General features: G+C 43.5%; 19 protein-coding genes. 6 read left to right on the top strand and 13 right to left on the bottom strand.

The window, feature by feature from the left end:
- Positions 1-292: 292 nt before the first annotated feature.
- Both IEW67_RS12840 and IEW67_RS12845 read right to left on the bottom strand, forming a co-directional pair.
- Positions 293-1,564, bottom strand: a complete 1,272-nt coding sequence (locus IEW67_RS12840; RefSeq protein WP_188633478.1) for a Glu/Leu/Phe/Val family dehydrogenase — start codon at positions 1,562-1,564, stop codon at positions 293-295.
- A 36-nt stretch (positions 1,565-1,600) separates the two neighbouring features.
- Complete coding sequence (locus IEW67_RS12845; RefSeq protein ID WP_188633479.1) at positions 1,601-2,806, bottom strand: ornithine--oxo-acid transaminase; 1,206 nt, start codon at positions 2,804-2,806, stop codon at positions 1,601-1,603.
- Positions 2,807-3,244: 438 nt separating this feature from the next.
- On the opposite strand from IEW67_RS12845, the gene IEW67_RS12850 reads away from it, so the two are divergent.
- Complete coding sequence (locus IEW67_RS12850; RefSeq protein WP_188633505.1) at positions 3,245-3,955, top strand: NAD-dependent protein deacylase; 711 nt, start codon at positions 3,245-3,247, stop codon at positions 3,953-3,955.
- Positions 3,956-4,157: 202 nt separating this feature from the next.
- Positions 4,158-4,337 (top strand): aspartyl-phosphate phosphatase Spo0E family protein, encoded by a 180-nt coding sequence (locus IEW67_RS12855; protein ID WP_229671840.1) that lies wholly within the window; start codon positions 4,158-4,160, stop codon positions 4,335-4,337.
- A gap of 463 nt (positions 4,338-4,800) precedes the next feature.
- Here IEW67_RS12855 and IEW67_RS12860 read toward each other — a convergent pair whose 3' ends face one another.
- The 7 genes from IEW67_RS12860 to csaA form a co-directional block, all read right to left on the bottom strand.
- Positions 4,801-5,679, bottom strand: coding sequence for a cytochrome c oxidase assembly protein (locus IEW67_RS12860; protein WP_188633480.1), 879 nt, complete (start codon positions 5,677-5,679; stop codon positions 4,801-4,803).
- A 169-nt stretch (positions 5,680-5,848) separates the two neighbouring features.
- Positions 5,849-7,231 (bottom strand): FAD-binding oxidoreductase, encoded by a 1,383-nt coding sequence (locus tag IEW67_RS12865; protein WP_188633481.1) that lies wholly within the window; start codon positions 7,229-7,231, stop codon positions 5,849-5,851.
- Positions 7,232-7,265: 34 nt separating this feature from the next.
- Positions 7,266-7,652 (bottom strand): VOC family protein, encoded by a 387-nt coding sequence (locus tag IEW67_RS12870; RefSeq protein ID WP_188633482.1) that lies wholly within the window; start codon positions 7,650-7,652, stop codon positions 7,266-7,268.
- Between the two features lie 148 nt (positions 7,653-7,800).
- Positions 7,801-9,084, bottom strand: a complete 1,284-nt coding sequence (locus IEW67_RS12875) for a GntP family permease (RefSeq protein WP_188633483.1) — start codon at positions 9,082-9,084, stop codon at positions 7,801-7,803.
- A 57-nt stretch (positions 9,085-9,141) separates the two neighbouring features.
- On the bottom strand, positions 9,142-9,915 hold the full coding sequence (locus tag IEW67_RS12880) for a 3-hydroxybutyrate dehydrogenase (RefSeq protein ID WP_188633484.1): 774 nt from the start codon (positions 9,913-9,915) through the stop codon (positions 9,142-9,144).
- A gap of 259 nt (positions 9,916-10,174) precedes the next feature.
- Positions 10,175-11,539, bottom strand: coding sequence for a sigma-54 interaction domain-containing protein (locus IEW67_RS12885; RefSeq protein WP_188633485.1), 1,365 nt, complete (start codon positions 11,537-11,539; stop codon positions 10,175-10,177).
- Between the two features lie 50 nt (positions 11,540-11,589).
- The gene (gene csaA / locus IEW67_RS12890; RefSeq protein ID WP_188633486.1) at positions 11,590-11,922 is read right to left on the bottom strand and encodes a chaperone CsaA; all 333 of its coding nucleotides are present in this window, start codon (positions 11,920-11,922) and stop codon (positions 11,590-11,592) included.
- A gap of 213 nt (positions 11,923-12,135) precedes the next feature.
- On the opposite strand from csaA, the gene IEW67_RS12895 reads away from it, so the two are divergent.
- The gene (locus IEW67_RS12895) at positions 12,136-12,579 is read left to right on the top strand and encodes a DUF5392 family protein (protein WP_188633487.1); all 444 of its coding nucleotides are present in this window, start codon (positions 12,136-12,138) and stop codon (positions 12,577-12,579) included.
- A gap of 235 nt (positions 12,580-12,814) precedes the next feature.
- Entirely contained in the window at positions 12,815-14,305 is a 1,491-nt protein-coding gene (locus tag IEW67_RS12900) for a glycine betaine uptake BCCT transporter (RefSeq protein WP_188633488.1), read from the top strand.
- Positions 14,306-14,369: 64 nt separating this feature from the next.
- Here IEW67_RS12900 and IEW67_RS12905 read toward each other — a convergent pair whose 3' ends face one another.
- Entirely contained in the window at positions 14,370-15,293 is a 924-nt protein-coding gene (locus IEW67_RS12905; RefSeq protein ID WP_188633489.1) for a ketopantoate reductase family protein, read from the bottom strand.
- A gap of 197 nt (positions 15,294-15,490) precedes the next feature.
- Here IEW67_RS12905 and IEW67_RS12910 point away from each other — a divergent pair, with 197 nt between their 5' ends.
- Together IEW67_RS12910 and serA are read left to right on the top strand one after the other, a co-directional pair.
- Positions 15,491-16,645 (top strand): pyridoxal-phosphate-dependent aminotransferase family protein, encoded by a 1,155-nt coding sequence (locus IEW67_RS12910; protein ID WP_188633490.1) that lies wholly within the window; start codon positions 15,491-15,493, stop codon positions 16,643-16,645.
- Positions 16,646-18,229 carry a phosphoglycerate dehydrogenase gene (gene serA, locus IEW67_RS12915; protein ID WP_188633491.1) on the top strand — a complete coding sequence of 528 codons (1,584 nt, stop codon included), beginning with the start codon at positions 16,646-16,648 and terminating at the stop codon, positions 18,227-18,229.
- 173 nt (positions 18,230-18,402) lie between these two features.
- Here the strand turns inward: serA and IEW67_RS12920 are convergent, their stop codons facing one another.
- The 3 genes from IEW67_RS12920 to IEW67_RS12925 form a co-directional block, all read right to left on the bottom strand.
- On the bottom strand, positions 18,403-19,188 hold the full coding sequence (locus IEW67_RS12920) for an HAD family hydrolase (protein WP_188633492.1): 786 nt from the start codon (positions 19,186-19,188) through the stop codon (positions 18,403-18,405).
- Between the two features lie 146 nt (positions 19,189-19,334).
- Entirely contained in the window at positions 19,335-19,436 is a 102-nt protein-coding gene (gene yxzF, locus IEW67_RS18585; protein WP_229671841.1) for a small protein YxzF, read from the bottom strand.
- A gap of 154 nt (positions 19,437-19,590) precedes the next feature.
- Positions 19,591-20,109, bottom strand: coding sequence for a GNAT family N-acetyltransferase (locus IEW67_RS12925; protein WP_188633493.1), 519 nt, complete (start codon positions 20,107-20,109; stop codon positions 19,591-19,593).
- Between the last annotated feature and the right edge of the window lie 59 nt (positions 20,110-20,168).

Here is a 20,168-nt window from a genome sequence, read left to right on the forward strand (position 1 = left end):
ATTGACTTATCGAGGAGTCACGCTACAGCATTAGTGCTAGAGCCGGACGTGGCAATATTCGACGAAGTATCAATAGGGCTAAAAATTATATACTTTCTGATCTTTCTAGAAAAACTCGGCATTCGCGTCGCCTTATAGCGAATGCCGAAGCGTTTCTTATAAGGTCACCCATTATTTATACTTTCTGACGTTATAAAAAAACTGCTTATTCCAGCCGCATCACTGAAGCAATAAACGCCCAATCATGTCTGATATAAGAACATGATTGGGCGTTTATTAAAACCTTTTAAACCTAAACCCAGCCTCTGAACCGGGCTGCTTCAGCCATTCTGCGGATACCGACCATATAAGCGGCAAGACGCATATTGACTCTGTGCTGTTCAGATGCATCATAAACTTTATTAAAAGCCTTCACAAGATTCGATTGTAATTTTTCAGCCACTTCCTCAGCGCTCCAATAATAGCCCATATTATTTTGGACCCATTCAAAGTAAGAGGCAGTTACCCCGCCGGAGCTGGCAAGTACATCCGGAACTATCAAAACGTCACGGTCGGTAAGAATCTTCGTTGCTCCCAATGTTGTCGGACCATTGGCCGCTTCGACAATAATGGAGGCTTTGATATCCGGGGCATTTTCCTCCGTAATTTGATTGGCAATGGCAGCCGGAATAAGGATATCACAATCTGCGGCAAACAATTCTTTATTGGAAATAGTATTGTTAAACAGATTAGTCACTGTGCCAAAGCTGTCGCGCTTTTCCAGCAAGTAGTCAATATCAAGTCCATTTTCATCATAAATGGCACCGTATGCATCTGAAATACCAACAACTTTGGCGCCCTCATCATGCATGAACTTGGACAGATAACTTCCGGCATTTCCGAATCCCTGCACAATCACCTTCGCGCCTTGCAAGTCCATTCCACGTTTTCGTGCCGCTTCTTCAACACAGATGGTGACACCTCTAGCTGTCGCCGTATCCCGACCATGTGATCCACCTAACACAATCGGTTTGCCCGTAATAAATCCAGGCGAATCAAACTCACTGATAATGCTGTATTCGTCAACCATCCAAGCCATAATTTGTGAGTTTGTGAACACATCAGGCGCCGGGATGTCTTTCGTGGGGCCGACAATTTGACTGATTGCACGAACATAACCGCGTGAAATCCCTTCTACTTCCCGGAAAGACATTTCCCGAGGATCGCAAATAATGCCGCCTTTTCCGCCGCCATATGGAATATCAACAATACCGCTTTTCATGCTCATCCACATTGCCAATGCTTTGACTTCTTTTTCATTTACATCCGGATGAAAGCGGACACCCCCTTTAGTCGGGCCGACCGCATCACTATGCTGTGCGCGATAACCGGTAAACATTCTGACCTTTCCATCATCCATACGGACGGGAAAACGGACAGTCAATACCCGCATCGGCTCTTTCAACAATTGAAAGACTTCATCCGGATAACCCAAGTTATCAAGGGCTTCCCTGATGATAACCTGTGTGGATTTAAGTAAATCAAGCGATTCTTCCGTTTGTACATTATCTGCTGTTTTAGCCATTTTAATGATTCACTTCCTTAGAAAAATAATAAGCCACTAGTTGGACAATACTTCCTTAATTTTCTCAATTGCCCAATCAAGATCTTCATGGCTGATAATAAGCGGTGGTGCAAACCGGATGACATTCTCATGCGTCTCTTTGCAAAGAAGGCCTTTTTCTTTTAGCTGTTCACAGTAAAATCTTGCCGGCTCATGCAGTTCAACACCTACAAATAAACCCTTTCCCCGCACCTCTTTAATAGTCGGATTGTCAATTTCGTTTAGTTGTTTCTGAAAATAATTACCCAGATTCAGTGACCTGTCAGCCAGCTGCTCGTCTTCAATGACGTCAATTGCTGCAATCGCAACGGCACTTGCCAACGGATTTCCACCAAATGTTGAACCGTGAGATCCCGGATTGAATACTCCAAGCACATCTTCATTGGCAGCGACACAAGAAACCGGCATGACACCTCCGCCAAGAGCTTTTCCTAAAATGTACACATCAGGTGTGACATCTTCCCAGTCACAGGCAAACATTTTACCGGAACGGCCAAGGCCGGCCTGAATTTCATCAGCCATATATAGAACATTGTTTTCTTGACATACATCATAGGCTTCTTTCAGAAAACCTTCCGGCGGGATGTTAATGCCTGCTTCTCCTTGGATTGGTTCAAATAAAAATGCAGCCGTGTTAGGTGTGATTGCTTCTTTCAGTGCTTCGATATCACCGTAAGGAATGACTTTTAGCCCTGGCAGCATTGGTCCGTATCCCCGTTTGTTATCAGGATCGGATGACAATGATACAGCAGCCATTGTCCGTCCATGGAAATTGTCTTCACAAGCGATGATTTCTGCTTGATTTTCTGCAATTTCTTTCTCATCATAGCCCCAGCGGCGTGCTGCTTTAATAGCCGTTTCAACTGCTTCGGCTCCCGAGTTCATCGGCAGAACCATGTCTTTTCCGGTAAGCTTGGATACCTTCTCATAAAACGAGCCAAGTTGATCATTATGAAACGCACGTGATGTCAGCGTTACTTTCTCTGACTGTTTTCTTAGTGCTTCCATCACTTTCGGGTGGCGGTGTCCCTGATTAAGCGCCGAATAAGAACTCAGCATATCCATATATTGATTACCCTCAGGATCCTTTACCCAAACACCCTCTGCTTCTGAAATAACAACGGGCAGCGGTTTGTAGTTTTGGGCACCATATTGATCAGTCTTTTCAATAATATCGTTTGTCATATTCGTTTTCGTACTCATCAGAAAACCTCCTTTTAGCTTCTCATTTAATTAAAAAGCAAATGTCATGCCAACTTTTGATTGCCGGCATATCGTCCTTTTCGGAATGCAAGTACCATTTATTCGCAAATTTTTTTTGCACTTATCAACTACTAGCCAAATGCATGCCAACTATTTTTGCGTTACAGAGGCCAATCTAATAAACTGATAATTGAAGGTGATGAAATGAAACGAAATCAAAATGATGCTCAGATACCCATCAACATGAACTTGCTTTATGAACAATTGCTTAAGGCAGTTGATATCGTCATTCATGCCATTAACCAGAACGGTGAAACAATCGTTTTAAACAAACCTATTTTAACAATAAAGGCAAAGAAATCACAACCTTCAACAACTCCTTTCCGATTATTGAAAACGGAAAAATCACCGGAGCCGTGGCAAGGAGGTACAACAGTCATGAAAAATTGGTTAAACGACGCAAACCATACAGTCGTATTTACTGGTGCCGGCATGTCAACAGAAAGTGGTCTGCCTGACTTCCGCTCGGTTAATCAGGGGCTGTGGAACCAGCAGGATCCCGGCAAGATTGCCAGTACGGAGGCTTTAAACTACAACGTGGATGAATTTATCGATTTTTACCGGACGCGGGTGCTCAACGTAAAGGATTATAAGCCACATAAAGGTCACCGGATTTTGGCGGACTGGGAAAATCAAGGGCTTGTCCAGTCAATCATTACACAAAATGTCGACGGATTTCATCAGAAGGCCGGCAGTGAAAACGTCTCTGAACTGCACGGGACCTTACAGAAATTACACTGTCAATCGTGCGGAAAGGAATATAAAAGCGAAGAATATGTCAATCAGGAATATCACTGTGAATGTGGCGGTATTTTACGGCCTTCCATCACACTGTTTGGAGAAATGCTGCCACAAGATGCTTTTCAATTGGCACTGGCAGAGTCAGAAAAAGCCGACTTGTTCATAGTACTGGGATCTTCGTTAAGTGTCACGCCGGCCAACCAATTTCCGCTGATTGCCAAACAGAATGGAGCGAAACTGGTGATTGTCAACCGTGACGCGACTGACTTTGACCAATATGCCGATGATGTTATTCACTCACGGGAAATCGGCGATGTGTTGGAGGAATGGAACAATCTCCGTTTTTGATATCCCACCTTTTAATTATGTCTGTTACCTGAAAGTTATTGCGCCAGATCATGTTGTTACATTATGTCGCTTTATGTAATGTTTTGGCTTTGTATGTAGAATCTATTGTGTTTCACATCAGTAATAGGCATAATAATTTTTGTGTGCTTTTTAAAGTTAAACACTCCCAAAAATTTTATATTTGTTGAAAGGTGGATATAGGATGAACATAAGTCCAAAAAATCCGGGGTTGGAAATGGCTATACTTGCCAAGAAAAGCGAAATGATTGAAACGGGTTTGACATATGGCTTAACTGATCAAAAGACAATAAATTGCAGTCAGCAACTTGATAAGCTTTTAAACATGTATCAAGTCCATAGGGATTTTGATCTCACCGGATGATTTCTGAATATTGATAGCCTCAAAGTTATTTATAAAGTGACATTTCCTACCGTTAAGACGGGCACGGTCACATAATATTAGGGCTTGTCCGTCTTCCTCACGGCCGTTTTCTGACGCATTGGTTCTTCATCAGTCGCATCATACTGTTAAGACCAATTACTGCGCCAAGTGCCATATAAAATCTTTTCGGTTTTCCCGCAGAATATGCACTCCACATAGGTTTCCCCACCCTTTCAGGCGATTCACCCAACAGCGCCGCTCTCTTGTATCCAGATATTGTGCTGGGCTGGACTTTGCCTGTAGACCTTTCAATCCCGCCGATCCGGGCGAGAGCCTTACTTCGAATACAACACTTAAAAGTTATCATGTAAGGTCATCCATAATGATACTTTGTGACGTCACAAAGGAAAACAGCTTGCAGACGTTTTGCCGCAAGCTGTTTTAATATGATAAATGCTGCTTTCTACCGCTTTCTTCGGTTTTTTCGTTTATTGTGCTCATTCAATTTAATGACAACACCCTGAACGACACGCGTGTCTTCATCAACGTTGCCTTCGTTTTCTTCCTCTTGCAGCCCCCACATTTTTAACAAGTAAAACAAGGCGACCGAATAACTGGACAGTTGCAGGAATTTCAGCACACCTCCCGCCAGCTGTTGATCATAAACAGCCGTCAAAGCAGGAAGCAACTGGCCGGAAACCGCTGTGTAGGCGGGATACAGCGGGTCCTGTATAACCAATAGAAAGATACCAATCGGCATCAAGAACAACGCCGTAAAAAACACGTAGGCAACACGCATGAAATAGCTGTGATCAGATATTTCTTTCAATGGCTGAATGATAATCCACCATGTAAGAAAGGCGAATGTCACCAAAAGCACTTCATAGAGAAACTGAAGCAGTGTATTTCCAGTTACAGCATTAAAAACGGACGGAATCAGGAATACCGTAACAAGGCCATTGAACAACACCGCCAACGGCCATGGATGTGCAAATAGGAATTTAGCAATATGTGACCGTTTGTGATGCCAGAAGAAAACTTTCAAATACCTCTTTGGTAAACTCAGGATAAATAGCGGGACAACAACAAAAGCCATCGTGGACAACTGAAATACCAGCGCACTGACCAAATAATCATCAGCGGCCAGAGCAAAAGGTGACCCTTCCACAAGATAGAATAAAATGATAGCTGTAAAAAAATACGTCTTATGTTTGCTTGTCACATTATAGTGAGGTGATTTGATAATCGTCCTTCCATACCAATAACAGAGCAGCACCGCCGTCACCAACGTAATAGGACTAACCAGTTCATACCATGCATAATCGGCTGGAAAAGAGCTCATTGTGAATCACCACCATTCTGTCGCCGGCCGGCTTTTACTCCTTTAAGTTTACCAAATTATGCAACAAATTGATACAGATCTTTTTCACATGACAGAGAACAAGACCATCGCCGACAGCGCGTCTCGATCGATTTTCAGCGGAAACCTTGGCAGCACCATGATTTCTGCTTTATTCTATTATTTTTCCAGGGTTCAAAAGACTTTCAGGATCGAGCGCCTGTTTGATTTTGCGCATAACACCAAGCGCCTCGCCATGTTCACGCTTTTGATATTTTTGTTTGCCTGTGCCGACACCATGTTCACCGGTGCAAGTGCCGCCGCGCTGAAGTGCATACTCAACAATCCGCTCATTCAGTTTATTGGCACGTTCAATATCATCCGGATTATCGGGGTCAAGCATCAATAATATATGATAGTTACCGTCACCGACATGTCCGACAATCCCACCGGAAAGCCCTGATTCGCCAATGGCGACTCTTGCATCTTTAACCGCACCGGCCAATTCAGAAATCGGCACACAAACATCTGTGACCATCTGCTTTCTCCCCGGATGGTTATGAATAAATGCATATGCCGCATTATGACGAGCTTCCCATAGTTTGTTACGTCCGGCGGTTTCCGTTTCGAACTCAATCTGCCGGCATCGCATGTCACTGACAATTTCCTTCATAAAGGCAATGTCGTGCTTTAAGCCGGATTCATTGCCGTGCAGCTCCAGAAACAATGTCGGCACTTCGCTATAATCTGTTTCACTATACCTGTTCATTTGCTTAATCGATTCTTCATCCACCAATTCCACACGGGCAATCGGGATACCGGCTTGCATGATGGCAATAACAGCACTGACTGCATCATCCACACTGTCAAATTCTGCCCTTGCAGCCATTATATGCTCCGGGATCCCGATGACTTTCAATGTCAGTTCGGTAAAGCACCCCAATGTTCCTTCCGATCCGATAAAGAGTCCATTCAGGTTATAGCCGGACGATGATTTGGCCGCCATGCTGCCGGTATGTATGATGGTGCCATCTGCCAGGACAACTTCCATATCACGCACATTGTCCCGCATAATGCCATACTTAACCGATGTTGTCCCGCTCGCATTGGTCGCTGCCATGCCTCCGATTGTGGCATCTGCACCAGGGTCGACCGTAAAAAACAGACCGTATTTTTTTAATTCTTTTTCCAACTGCGACCGAGTGACACCTGGCTGTACCTTCACAAGAAAGTCATCCTGGCGTACTTCCAACACCTTGTTCATATTGGCAAAATCAATCACAATGCCGCCGTGTTCCGGAATAACATTGGCTTCAAGACTAGATCCATACCCATATGGCACAACAGGCATTTCATACTGATTTGCCAGTCTAATCGTTTCACTTACCTCATCAGCATTGTCCGGAAACACAACAATGTCCGGCAAATGGGGTGTATGATATGATTCATCCGAGCTGTGCTGCTCTAACATCGTCTCATTGGTGGTCACACGTTCTGTAGCCAAGGCTTGCTGCAATTCCTCCACCAGTTTTGTATTCGTCTGTGTCCCCTCCATGAATAAGTTCCCCCTATTGTGTGTGGCTTATCCTTTATCGGGCCTGTGAAATTTGAATCAGGTTACCACACGTATCATCGAAAATGGCAAACGTGACCGGCCCTGCTTCAGTCGGTTCCATCGAAAATGCCACGCCATGCTTTTTCAGGCGCTCATATTCAGCCTGAATGTCATCCACGACAAAGGATGTGCTTGGAATACCCTCTTCATAAATCGTTTGTTGATAAGTTATGGCCGCATCGTTCTCATTTGGTTCCAAAAGCAGTTCAACCCCATCCGGCTCTTCCGGTGATACCACCGTCAACCATTTAAAGTCACCTGCCGGCGTATCCATTTTCTTCCGGAACCCGAGAACTTCTGTATAAAATTGCAATGCTTTTTCCTGATCGTCTACAAATACACTTGTGATTTTAATTCGCATGTCGATCCTCCATTCGCACCTCCTATTATAACAGAAATGTTGAAATATTTTAATGCAGATGAGCTGTTCCACTCTCAGAAAAATGTCTTCATAACCATTCCGAAAAAATTATGAAGACTCTTGGAGCTGCTATGCAGATACGCTATATTTAGTAAATACCGATTGACGCAAGCAATATGGCTACCGCCACAGCAACAACCGGTATCAAAACCGCTACGACGAAAACATCTTTATAACTGTCTTTATGTGTCATCCCGGTAATAGCAAACAATGTCAGCACTGCGCCATTATGCGGAAGAGCATCCAATCCGCCGGACGCCAATGATGCAATTCTATGGAAGGCCTCAGGACTGATGCCACTTTCCATTGCAATTTCGTAATATCGCGATCCAAGTGCTTCAAGTGCTATCCCCAAACCGCCGGAAGCTGAACCGGTTGCCCCTGCCAAAATATTTACCGTCACGGCTTCAGAAATAAGCGGATTCCCACGGATACCCATCAAAAGTTCAGTCAAACGATCGAATCCGGGAACCGCTTTGACTACTGTTCCAAAGCCGACAGCGGCACTTGTATTGAGTATTGCTGTAACAGATCCGCTTGCACCACTGTTGATAGCACTAACAAACCCCTTAAATTTCGGCAGATTAAGCAGCATAATTAGGAGAATCCCTGATATTAGGGCCACAATAATGTCCCATCCAAATGCATTAAGAGTAACCAGGACTGTCAGCAACGGTAATAATGATAAGAAAAAATTAGGTGTAACCGCATCCTGGTTGAGCACATTTTTATCCTTTGGCTCCGTATAGGCTTCCCCTTCCGCTTTCAGTTTTTTCTCCCGACGGCGCAAATAAAGATAACCACCGACTGCCATAACCATCATAGCTGCAATTCCCATGAACGGTGCTGCCATGGCATCGGTAGCGAAATATTCCATCGGGATCAGATTTTGTATTTGTGGTGTGCCCGGCACCGCTGTCATGGTAAATGTAAATGCACCAAGTGCCACTGTCGCTGGAATCAGCCTTCTCGGTATATTCGCCTCTTTAAACATAGTGAGTGCCAGCGGATAGACAGCAAAAACAACAACAAACAAACTGACGCCTCCATATGTGAGTACAGCAGCTGACGCAAGAACCCCCAGAATCGCCCGTTCCTTACCAATTAGTTTTGTCAGTGCAACTGCAACTGACCTCGCCATTCCAGTATCCTCCATCAGTTTCCCAAAAATTGCTCCCAGCATAAATACCGGAAACCAACTTTTCGCAAAATCAACCAAACCGCCCATATAAGTGTCTTTGTAAGCATCCAGCAAATCAAGGCCTCCGGTGAGTGCCACCACACCGGCAGCTATTGGTGCTACCCAAAGGATGGACCACCCGATATAAGCAAGCCCCATCAATACGGCCAGTCCAAGTATGATTCCAAACATAATACCCCTCCATGTTCATTTCAATATTTTTTCTGGCTTTGGCCAATGATTTCTTGATTACTGGGCGGTATAGCCGCCATCAAGTACGACTGCCTGCCCGGTGATACCTTTTGCCTTATCACTCGCAAGGAACATCGAGTAATCAGCAATTTCCTGAACTTCTAAAAGCCTTTTTTGTGGTACAAGCGGATACAACACTTCTTCCAAGACTTTTTCAACTGAAACACCACGATTTTTAGCCAAACCTTCAAATTGATTGCGTACAAGTGGTGTATCCACATACCCTGGACACATCGCATTAACTGTAATACCGTAATTGGCCCCTTCCAGAGCAGCCACTCTAGTCAAACCAATTACACCGTGTTTGGCACTGTTATAGGCTGCTTTCCCACCAAAACCGATCAACCCGTTAATAGAAGCCATATTGATAATCCGGCCGTATCCTTGCTTTTTCATAATCGGAAAGACATGTTTCATTGCCATAAATGGAGCAACCAACATGACCTTTGTCATGAACTCAAACTTCTCAGTAGGAAAATCCTCAAGCGAAGCAACATGTTGCAACCCGGCATTATTGATCAACACATCCAATTGTCCATATGCCTCCACCGTCTTATCGATACACTGCTTCAATTCATTTTCATTGGTTACATCACACATGAGCCCTATACAGTCAAAACCTTGATGACGTAATTCTTCAGCAGCTTCTTTAAGTTTTTCGTGATTAATATCCGATATAGCCACTTTTGAACCGTTCTTGGCAAATTCAAAAGCAATTTCATACCCTATTCCACTGGCTGCCCCCGTAATAAATACAACATTGTTTCTCATATGTTACCTCCTCGTTTCTATAAGTTTTTCTTCACGGCATATCACCGGTTAATTAAAACGCTTTCATTTTATGTCACCCCTTCACAAATACAAAGCAAAAAATGTGCCAACTAAAAAAATGCTCTTTATACAATAATAAGTAAACGAACAAGCGGCTCCTTTTTCCGCAATTACGGAAAAAGGAGCCGCTGTTAACTATATTTCGTGTAAATTAGTCATTCCAGGAATCCGGAATACTTTCCGTTGACCCGGAAAACTTTTAAAATCCATATTTTTTGGCTTTCTCGTAGAAGCTTGATTTTCCAATCCCAAGTAATTTTGCTGCTTTAATCTTATCACCATCGACCTGCTTGAGTGCATTTCCTATAGCCTCTATTTCGGTTTTTTCAAGAATATCTTTGAGACTTTTACTGTTATGATTAAAAGCCATCTCATGCTGCATGTGATCAGGCAAATCAGCCTTTGTAATCATTTCAGAATTTGTCAGGTGAACAGCGGACTCCACAACGTTTTCCAGTTCCCGCACATTACCCGGCCAGCCGTAATGCAGGAAAAAGTCCAAAACATCCTTCTCAAAATCAATCACTCGTCTGCCCGCACGGTTTGATATATGACGCAGCAAATATTTCGCCAGGACACGGGTGTCTTCAGGACGTTCACGGAGTGGTGGAATCGTTATCCGTACAACATTGATACGGTAATACAGATCTTTACGGAAACGCTCCTGTTCAATCAGCTTTTCCAGTGACTGATTGGTTGCAGTGACGATTCTAACGTCAATTTCCCGGGTTTCCTCTGACCCAAGTCTTTCAACCTCTCTTTCCTGAAGGACACGAAGGATTTTCACTTGTGCGTTCAATGGCATATCAGCAATTTCATCAAGAAAAAGCGTACCACCTTCTGCCATCTCAAATTTCCCCATTTTCCCTTCTCTTTTGGCTCCGGTAAACGCGCCGCCTTCATAACCGAACAATTCTGATTCCAATAAATGCTCCGGAATTGCAGCACAATTAACTTTCACAAATGGTTTGTTATGACGCTCACTTAACTGATGAATGCTGTGGGCAAACAATTCCTTGCCTGTACCGCTTTCACCTTCCAGAAGAATAGAAACGTCTCCGGAAGATGTTTTTATGATTTTTTCTTTCACACCATTTAATTTAACAGAACTTCCCACAATATCATGAAGTGAATAGCTGGCTCCCGTTTGCTTCCTTAACTGTTTACGGTAATTTTCCAGTTCAAGCAAAAGATTTTTAATGTGGGTATTCATTTTCATCCATTCTTTTGTATCCCTGTATAAAACGGTACCCACCGCGCCGACAATTTTCCCGCCGGAAAAAACAGGTATCCGATTAGCAATCATATGATTCCCGCGAATATATTGCAGATCAGCAATTTCTTCCTCACCTGTCTTAAGGACAATGTGCATTCTTGTGTTTTCAATTATGTCTGTAACATGTTCTCCAATGGCTTCTTCTTTAACAACCTCCAGGAATCGGCAATAATTATTGTTTAGAAAAGTAACGATTCCATTTTCATCAACAGCTACAAAACAGAAATGCGATTTTTCAAAAACAGTTTCAATGATAGCCTCTTTATTGTGTTTGATTGTAGACAGCATGATGTGCCGCTCCCCCAATTATCAAATTCCCCTTCCAATCTGACCAGCCATTAGGAAACCCGGGTCCCATTAGCAACGGCTTCGTCCGGTCTTAGCAGCACGACGTCATCTTCTTCCTGAACGCCGCCAATGATTAGCACCTCTGATTTATAACCGGCGATTCGCATAGGCGGAAAGTTCACGACACCGATGACTTGACGTCCCTCCATATCTTTCGGTTCATATCTTCGGGTAATCTGCGCCGAGGATTGTTTAATTCCAATCGCGTCACCAAAATCGATCTCCAGTTTGATAGCCGGTTTTTTTGCTTCAGGAAACGGTTCTGCTTTTAAAACTGTACCCACACGCATATCAATTTCCATAAAATCTTCAATCGTCGACAACGTCATTCCCCCAGTATTTTATGTTTCGATTCATAGATCATTGCCTATTTTTAAATTGTAGTCAATCACTAATGACTTCGACAAAACGAACATGGAATCCTGCTTGTTTAACCAAAACGTTTAAAGATCCATATGAAGCTTTTAATATGACAAATAGCAGTTAACATTATATAATGGGAATAGATGAATTCCTTAAGGGAGCAGATAAAATATATGAATCAATACATGTCCAAAGGGATGCCCACATTTATCGAGAAAGAACTGGAGATTATTGATGAGCTTGTCAAACCAAAACTAAAGAAAAGTTCCAAGTATATGTTTGTTGCCATTCCTTTATTGAGTATTTCAATTATCAATCTATTTTTCATGCTTATTATCGAAGGATACAGCCGGAATATGTTACTCGCATTGGGCATTTACGCTCTGTTAGGTGCAATTGGAGCCGCACTGTATAAAGAATCCAAGCATTTAAATAAAGAAATACGGCAGATTGGGATGGACCATATCATTAAGCGGATAAAGGAAAGCGACCATGTGAATGATTATATGAAAGATCATTACATCAAGAACGTCAAAGCTAAGCCGAAATTCAGCATGCAGACCTTCTTTAACTTTTTGTCAGAAGAACATAAGCGTAAAAAAATGATGGAAAACTGATGATTTAATGGAGAGCCTACAATTAAGCAGAGGTTCTCCATTTTTGTATGTTGACTGCTTGCAAGTGGAACAGTCATTATCCTCCCTCTTTCTATAAGGGCCTGCTTAAGATATTATTTGTATTTCTTCAGCAATTACGTATAATAATAAAATAGCATTCCTTTAATAAATGACGGTATTTACAACCTTCTAAGGGGGTTAATTGTCATGACGTCACAATACATCAGGGGGTTTCATGAAAAACGTCTCAAGAGTTTTTTACATCACAGTTGTTTTAGTTATCATAACCGTTATATTTGGAGCCGTATTTCCAGCACAGTTTGAGGGCATAACCGGAAATATTAAATCCTATGTTGCCACAACATTTGGATGGTACTATATGCTCCTTATGTCGGCTCTCGTTATTGTCGCCATCTTCATTGCTCTTAGTCCGATGGGTAAAATCCGACTTGGGAAAGATAACGACAGACCGGACTTCTCAACAGCAACCTGGACAGCGATGCTTTTTTCAGCCGGAATGGGAATCGGACTCGTGTTTTACGGGGCTGCTGAACCACTTTCCCACTATATGTCAAACGCACCAACTGCAGAGGCTGGTTCCGACCAAGCGTTCAAGGAAGGCCTTGCCTACTCCTATTTCCACTGGGGTTTGCACGTGTGGGCGATGTATGGCGTTGTCGCGTTGGCACTGGCTTTCTTCCAGTTCCGGAAAGATGAGCCGGGATTGATATCGGCAACCCTGAAGCCATTATTTGGTAAAAAGATGGAAGGGCCGCTTGGCACATTAATCGACGTGCTTGCCGTCTTTGCTACCGTATTTGGGGTAGCCACATCCCTCGGCTTCGGTGCTGTCCAAATTAATGGCGGTCTGTCTCATTTGTTCAATTTCGAAGTGGGCTTCACGTCACAATTTATCATCATTAGCGTTGTGACGTTGTTATTTCTTATCTCAGCATGGTCCGGTTTAAGCAAAGGTATTAAATATTTATCCAACACGAATATGGTGCTTTCCGTTATTCTGCTAGTTGCAGTGCTGGTCATCGGTCCGACATTACTCATTCTTAATATGTTTACCGAAACCTTTGGCATGTACATACAAAACATTATCCAATCAAGCTTTCGTACAGCGCCACTGGAAAGCGACAACCGCTCCTGGCTTGATGCGTGGACCATTTTCTACTGGGCGTGGTGGATATCATGGGCACCATTTGTTGGTATGTTTATCGCCCGTGTATCACGCGGTCGTACTATCCGCCAGTTCATGACCGGTGTTCTGATTTTGCCGACGCTGCTCGTATCCATATGGTATGCGGCATTCGGCACAACCGCTGGCAGCGTTCAAAACAGCGGTTTTGACCTGACACAATACACAACAGAATTGGTCTTATTTAACATGTTTGATCAATTACCATTGTCACTCATTCTGTCGGTGGTAGCTATTCTGCTGATCGGATCATTCTTTATTACATCGGCCGATTCAGCCACATTCGTTCTCGGTATGCAATCGACACACGGTTCACTGGAGCCTGCAAACAGGGTGAAAATCACATGGGGGATCGCCCAATCATCCGTTGCACTTATTCTGCTATATGTTGGTGGACTGCAAGCCATTCAGAATACCATCATTGTAGCTGCACTGCCGTTCTCGTTTGTGATGATACTTATGATTGTTGCACTGTTTAAAGCGCTCAATATAGAAGTCCAGACAATTAAAGGACGCCGTTAAAGATGACTTGCAAAACCCGTCATGTAACGCTGGTCAGCGTACATGACGGGATAATTTGATTCAATCAACCAATTGAAGCTTTTTCATATGGCTTGATTATCCCAAGGATAGCCCTGATATAAGGGACATCAAAGTTAACAGTTTCTGCCATCCTGACTGCTCCTCCCTGCAAATGATCAACCTCAAGGTGCAAACCTTTCAGCCGATCTTTGTGCATAGAAGAAGTGGCTTTCGGATCCAGTGAATATATATTCTTGATCGCGGCATCAACGTCTTCATCAGGGATGACGGCACCAAATTTTTCTGCCAATTCCTGAATTTCACAAAGGATCATTTTGGCAACATGAAGTGATTCCGGGTGCTCGCGAATCGATCCGACCGGCAGATTTGAAGCCGTGGTCACGCCTGATAGAGCCGTGATGAACATGTATTTTTTCCAGATCTCCTGCATCATCCCCGGGTGGTTTTTTGAAATGAACCCAGCATCATATGATATGTCCTCCAGTTTTTTGCAGACTTTTTTCTGGGAAGCTTCAAGCGGCCCAAAATACAAATGGTGCATATCTCCGGCCTGTTCAACATGACCTTCATCATTTAACGTGGCAAAAATGTATGACAAGCCGCCCAGCACATATTCCTTACCGATTCTTTCTTGCAGAATACCTATGTGTTCGATGCCATTCAATACCGGCAGGACGTAGGCACCTTTTGCGGCTAGAGCAATTAAATGGTCCAATGCACCTTCAAGATGAAAACCTTTGACACTGAACAACACAAGATCCGCCGATTCAACCTCGCCGGGATCTGTCAGCACATGGGGATCCTTAATCTCATAATCTCCGTGTGTACTATTGATTTTTAGGCCATTTTCTTTAATTTGCGCTGCTCTTTTTTCTCTGACTAAAAATGTGACATCAGCGCCTGCTTCAATCCAGCGTCCGCCGAAATAAACACCCAATGCTCCCGCACCCAATACAACAATGCGCATCAGAAATCTCTCTCCCTTCACACAAATGGTTAATATTAAGAATAATCTTCATCATTTATTTTGTCTACCTTTCCATTTAAACGGTCAACGAAATGAAACGAACTTTTCTGATAATCACGAATTATTGACAATAATGACATTTTTGCTATGATAGATAAATCAAACTAACGACGTACAGGAAGGAAAGGAGACAAAGCATGTTGCCGGATCAGCAATTTTTACGGATTCCTGGACCAACACCGATCCCACCAAGTGTACAACGTGCAATGAACCAACCGATGATCGGTCATCGTGATCAGGAAACGAAGGAATTATTACATAGCATTTCGCCAAAGTTAAAGTCGGTGTTTGGAACAAATCAGAATGTGTTGATGCTTGCCGGAAGCGGCACTGCGGGTTTGGAAGCTGCGGTCCTTAATGCCGTTCACCCGGGAGATGACGTTCTGGTTATTGTGACAGGTGCGTTTGGTGACCGTTTTGCCCAAATATGCACTGAACATGACATCGCCACTCATCGCTATGATGTCGAATGGGGAGAAGCCGTCAATCCCGGATCAATTGAGGAATACCTAAAAAAGCATCCACATATTAAAGCGGTTTTCGCGACCCTTTGCGAGACATCTACTGGGGTGTTGAATCCTGTTAAGGAACTCGCTCGACTTATCCGGCAGCATTCTGATACGCTTTTTATCGTTGATGGCGTTTCCGGTGTTGGTGGTGCAGACGTTAAAATGGATGAATGGGGGATCGATGTTCTCATAACCGGTTCCCAAAAGGCTATGATGCTCCCGCCAGGTCTAACATTTGCTGCCGTAAGTGAACGGGCCTGGAAGGTGATGGAAGCTAACACACGCCCTTCTTTTTATTTTGATTTAACAAAATACCGCGATCAGCTGGAAAATGACGCAACACCTTTCACACCAGCTTTATCATTATTATACGGACTCAAACACGTGACTGAACTTATTGAGCAGGAAGGGCTTCAGGAAGTCTTTTCGCGACACAGGCAGATGATGAACATGATTCGAGCTGCCTTTAAAGCGCATGATATCCCCCTTTTGACTAGTGACGAGGCCGCATCTCCGACAGTGACAGCTATGAAACCGGATGATTTTGATCCGGATACACTTCGGAAAGTACTGAAAAATGAGTTCAAACTGACCGTGGCTGGCGGTCAGAAACATTTGAAAGGCCACATATTCCGAATCGGGCACATGGGATACTGCTCACAGGCGGATATTCTGCAAACCATCAGTATGATTGAAGTCGGATTACGTACAATAGGAAAACCTGTCGAACTTGGAAAGGGAATCAGTGCAGCTCAGGAAACGATTCTTACAGGAGGTTCTTAAATGTTTCATATATTAATAGCAGACCCCATCAGTGACGAAGGACTAGATGTTCTGTATAAAGCCAAAGATGTTTCTATCACTAAGGAAACCGACTTGAAATCTGAAGAACTGGAAAAACGGATACCGGAATTTGATGCTCTATTGGTACGAAGTCAAACCAAAGTCACCCGCAATATTATTGAAAGAGCTGAAAATCTTAATATCATCGGTCGTGCCGGTGTCGGTGTTGATAATATAGACCTTGATGCGGCAACTGAAAACGGGATCATTGTCGTTAATGCACCAAATGGCAACACCAATTCTGCTGCTGAACATACCATGGCCATGATGATGACACTTTCCCGTAAGATACCCCAGGCCCATTCAGCCTTAAAGAATCGTAAATGGGAACGCTCAAAGTATGTCGGAGTTGAAGTAAAAAATAAAACGCTCGGTATTATCGGTCTCGGACGCATTGGAACTGAAGTGGCCTATCGCGCCAAAGGTCAGCGGATGAACGTCATCGCCTATGATCCGTTTTTAACGGAAGAAAAAGCAGACAAAATGGGGATTACGTACGGGGAATTTGAAGATGTTTTAAGCGAAGCGGACTATATTAGCGTCCATACACCGCTAATGAAAGAAACACGGCACATGATCGGGGCAGATGCTTTCCGGCAGATGAAAGACGGTGTGCATATCGTAAACTGTGCCCGGGGCGGTATCATTGAGGAGGATGCACTGTACGACGCTATTGTCTCCGGGAAAGTGGCTGGTGCTGCCATTGATGTGCTTGAAGAAGAGCCATTCCAGGATCATAAACTGCTGGAATTGCCGCAGGTCGTTGCTACGCCACACTTGGGAGCAAGCACTGTGGAAGCACAAGAAAATGTGGCCATCGATGTTTGCCATGATGTCCTGAGCCACTTAAACGGTGACCAGGTCAAAAACCCAGTTAATCTGCCATCGGTCCCGAGTGATATTTTCAGCCAAATCGAACCGTATTTCAATTTAGCCGAAAAACTGGGGATGTTTCTGATCCGTTTAACAGACGACGTACCGGAAGAAGTGAATATCTATTATTCCGGTGAGCTGTCAGACGTCAAGATAGCTCCCATCACCCGCAACGCTGTGAAGGGACTGCTTGAGCGCCATCTTGGCAGTCGGGTAAACGATGTGAATGCCCAGTATTTGGCTGCGAAAAAAGATATTACCATTCATGAAAACCGGACTTCAACGACGAAAGGATTCACCAACCTAATGACCGTTGAAGTGAAAACAAAATCGGGTATACGCAGTGTATCTGGAACCCTCTTAAATGGACTCGGAGCCCGTATCGTACGGGTCGATGATTACAGCGTAGACGTAATGCCTGTAGGCCACCTGGTTGTCATTCATCACAAGGACAGACCGGGTGTTATCGGAAAAATGGGGAGCCTTCTGGCCGAGCAACATATTAACATTGCCACAATGCAGGTTGACCGCTCCGACGTCGGTGGCAACGCCATCATGATTTTGAGCATTGATAAGTATCCGGAACAGAGCGAACTCGAAGCATTGAAGGAACTTGAAGAAATTAATGATGTAACGGCGGTCGATTTGTAATAACAAGTAAGACGACAAGATACGGTTTATTTATCAATGAAAGATGACAGAAAAAAGTGCTTGAATTGACTCAAGCGCTTTTTTTATCATTACCCTGTTAAGCTTCCCCCAACACGTTTAACCTTTTTCCTCACAGTGTATGGTAACGTATATTTTCCTTTCCGCCATCGATTTCAACCCGGATGCTCCAACACATCCAAAAGCTTTCTCAACCGTGCTATTTCAAATGTTGGTTGGACATTACCGATTTCATATTTTTGATGGTTGATCCAGACAGATTGCACACCGGCCCGTGAGGCACCCAGTATATCCGAATTCGGATTATCACCTACCATAAGCGCTTCACTTTTTTCAACAGACAACAGCCCAAGTGCATGATTAAAAATTGATGGGTCCGGCTTCCCTTTTCCGAATGCTCCGGAAATGACAATATGGTCAAAATAAGGCTTTAATTCCGGTGTGATAGTCAACTTAGTCTGCTGCAAATCCGGAGAACCGTTGGTAAGCAACAAAAGCTTATAATTCTCTTGCAGGTTATCCAAAACATCAAATGTCTCATCAAAAATAAACTGATTTTTCTGCCGTTCTGCCTGGAACGTATCAGCGATTTCCAGCGCCAGCTGGGCATCATCAATTCCCGCTTCTTTCAGTGCGTTCGTCCAGGCCTCTTTGCGGTAAACCGGAGCAATTTCTTTCAGCTGACGGAAGGATTCGCCTTCATCATCAAATTGCCCCCATAATCCTTCAAACGGGCTGATGCCGATCATCTTCGTGAATTCATATGTATCATAGGAAGCGAACAAGCTTTGGGCATGCTGCCGAATCTTTTTTTCCAGAAAGTCCGGATCAACATCGTACGTTTGTGAAGCCTGTCTGCAAGCAACCTTAAACGCTGCATCAACACTTTTTTCATCCCATATCAAGGTATCATCGAGATCGAATATGATCGCTTTAAGCATATATGTACCACCTTTTTTCCAAATGATAGATTTATAGTATCATGTTCCGATGAAAGATTATAGACTATTTCCTTTAAAAGCTTTAAAGACGTATCATAAGTTCTCTTAATTACATGCCATTTTTTGATGAGGCGGGGTATCCTAAGTTAACGATTATAGTGTTTGTTTTTCCGTTTATTCAAAAACTTGCGCACCATAGGGTAAATAATCGGACCATATTTGATCAAACGTCTTATCAACTTTTTCATATGATTTCCTCCGCTTGTGACCCACAGACTTCTATTGGTTCTATTTCTAATTAATCAAAACCCATTAATCACAACGGCAGATGGTGCCATTTTCGATTATTTCTCCCTCAAGCATCTTTAGTATATTTTTTGCCTCCCCCACTGGACATGAAAGCTACTTTTCTTCCGTTAGTTCATTAATATCCGGCCAACCATAGGCAATTCCTGTCAATTTCGCTCCAGCAATCGTAATATCAGACGTATCGAGATACCTGCCGCCCAGTTTTTCATAAAAATATGAGGCATCATTATCTTTCAGCACCCATACAAGCATCGACTTAAATCCAGCTTCACTAAGTTCATCAGCAACCGGTTTGACCAATTTTTTACCGATTCCCTGTCCTTGATATTCTCTGAAAATATAGATGGCATACAGCTCGCCATCGTAGCCGTCGTATTTTCCTTCGCGTTCTTTGCCGCCAGAAGAAAACCCGACAATTTTCCCATCATCAGTTTCCGCGATATAAACACTGCCTTCACTTATAATTCGCTCCCAGCGTGTCGTACGTTCTTCATAATCCAAGCTGGCCAGAAACTTATCCGGGACTATATTTTTGTAGGTTGTCCGCCAGCTGTCAATATGGACTTGGGCAATCCCCGACGCGTCTTGCTGCGTTGCCTTCTTGATATCCATAAAATAAAAGCCTCCTTCATAAAGAAAAATGTCCGGTTTTCCCGCTTATGTTTGGATGC

The organism is Lentibacillus kapialis (assembly GCF_014646635.1).
Classification (GTDB): Bacteria; Bacillota; Bacilli; order Bacillales; family Amphibacillaceae; genus Lentibacillus; species Lentibacillus kapialis.